Source organism: Roseateles sp. P5_B10 (genome assembly GCF_056400485.1).
On the sequence record NZ_JBFULE010000889.1, the window covers coordinates 1 to 2,057 of the forward strand.

General features: G+C 65.7%; 3 protein-coding genes. All 3 read right to left on the minus strand.

All coding sequences use genetic code 11. The features are described from left to right. On the minus strand, positions 1–757 hold a 757-nt coding region (locus AC1DU6_RS28895; RefSeq protein WP_477861362.1), incomplete at its 3' end, for a TniQ family protein. Further along, positions 754–1,719 carry a TniQ family protein gene (locus tag AC1DU6_RS28900; RefSeq protein WP_457324102.1) on the minus strand — a complete coding sequence of 322 codons (966 nt, stop codon included), beginning with the start codon at positions 1,717–1,719 and terminating at the stop codon, positions 754–756. The genes AC1DU6_RS28900 and AC1DU6_RS28895, both read right to left, overlap by 4 nt. Next, on the minus strand, positions 1,706–2,057 hold a 352-nt coding region (locus AC1DU6_RS28905; RefSeq protein WP_477861364.1), incomplete at its 5' end, for a hypothetical protein. The genes AC1DU6_RS28900 and AC1DU6_RS28905, both read right to left, overlap by 14 nt.

The window sequence follows — 2,057 nt, forward strand, 5'->3', positions numbered from 1 at the left end:
GCTTCTGATCAAGCGCATCCTGAAGGCCCGCCATCGGCAACACGCCCGAGGCATACATCGCCACGAGCCCTTCCAGCTTGTGCTGTTGGCGTCGAAATTGGTAGCTCCGGTGAACCAACGCTGACAGCAGTGCTCGACCGTTGATTAGCCACAGCCRCTCCACGCTGCTCAACGACTTCATAGCTTCCTCCGCGAGCGACTGCAGTTCGTCGGCGTCTAGCGCTGTGCAGCAGCGCAGGCAGCGTGCAAGCGAGGCATGGCCCGCCCGAGCGGCCCTGGTCCCCTCGATGAGACAGGGGTGCTCCAGCATGGTCTCGCAGTCGGCGCACGCGTCCAGCAGCAGGCCGTTATGGATAGGGCACCATAGCCACACCTTGAACCGCCAATGGATGTCGAGATAGCCCACCCGGCGCTCGGACATGCAGCGAGGGCAATAGCGGAATCGGGCAATGCCCTTCCTCCCCGCCAGCAGAAACTGCTTGGCGCCCATCCCGGAAGCCAAGACGCTAGACATCAACCGGTCAGCGATGGCGAAGGAATGAGCGGGCAGATTGCATCTCCGCAGAAGGTCTTGCAGTGCCGGCCCGCTCAGGTACCAGTCCAAGTCAACCTCCGTGGGCAAGCTCAAGAACCGCAGCAACTCGTCGATTGACGACAGCCCCTGTGCAAGCGCGAGCCGCGACAACCAAGAACTGGGCGCCTCGAACTGGAACGGCCTAGGCACACCGAACTTCAGGATGCACGGCGTGCCCTTCATACGAACAACGGCATCTGTCGGCGAGGCCGCGCGCCGACGCGGCGAACTCCGGGCGGCCGCGAAGCACGATGGATGTCCAGCAGCCAAGCTGCCCTCTGGCCGTCCGTCTCGGCGGCTGGCTCGTCCGCGATCTCGGCGAGAACCGGGAGATGGACAACATCGAACGCTTGGGGCGCGACGGCTTCGAAACGCCCCAGCTCGGTGAGCCGCCGCAAGCCCCGCACGAGTACACCACCTACCTGGGTCAGGCTCGCTGAGCTGTGCCGCACGTTGCGGACAGGATCACCTGGCGACTCCAACAGGCCGAACGCTTCGATCAGACGGTAGGCGCCGTCGAGCGTCATGTCTTGTAGCAGCGGTGGCAGCCTGCGCATGGCATGCGGTGCCGTATCGTCGCCCTGCAGGACGGCCTCGGCCCAGTCAAGCCATGGGGCCAGTTCGGGCTCGAGTGTCGCGGCCTCCCCGGCGAGCTTGAAGAATCGTCCACACCCGCAGATGCGCAGGGCTGGCCTCGCCCACCGGATGGCCCGGCCGCAGCTGGCGCATTCCTGCACCAGGCTGTAGCCGTGCCGCCGGCAGGCCGGTACCGCCCTCGTCAGCCAGGCTATCCGCGCGAAGCCCGTCTCGCGGAGGCACGCCGGACACACCTTCGCCAACATGGACGTGGGCGCGACCCATCGACACAGCCGCTGGCCGGCGAGATGCACCCACCGGCCGCCACCGCGCCACTCGAGCAAGGTCATCCGATGGCGCACGTCGTCGGCGTCGGCATGGAGCGCCCATGCCAAGACCGAGACGTCGACATCGTTCAGCGCCTGCCGCCGATCGAGACCCATCCACCTCATGCCTTCCTCGTACTGAACACCGTTGGCCTGGAAGGCGCGCAGGACATGGCTCATGGCCGACTCACCCGGCATCGGCGCGACGGCGATAGCGAGCCGGCATTGGTCACGCGGCGGCATACGGGTTCACCACCTGGCTCGAGGAGCCGCTGACGCGCTGGAAGGCGATCTCGAAATGACTGCGGTCGACGGCTTGTGCCTTGGCGTCGATGGCCACGAGCACGGCCTCGGTGAGCAGCAGCTTCGTGCGGCGCCGGTTGCCAAGCACGGCCTTGTGCGTGAGCTTGACGAACGCTCTGTCCGCCAGGAGCTTGAAATCGATGCAACGCGTGCGGTTGCCGATCTCGGCCAGGAACTTGGCCCAGGCCTCATCGTCGTCGAAGTGTCTGAGGTTGAGCCGCACCGATACGCGGTCCGCCAACGATTCATCCACGTTCTCCAGGCCTCCGAAGCTGTTG

Excerpts from the sequence above, each read along its gene's own strand:
- AC1DU6_RS28900 (WP_457324102.1), bottom strand. The coding sequence starts at position 1,719 with ATGCCGCCGCGTGACCAATGCCGGCTCGCTATCGCCGTCGCGCCGATG.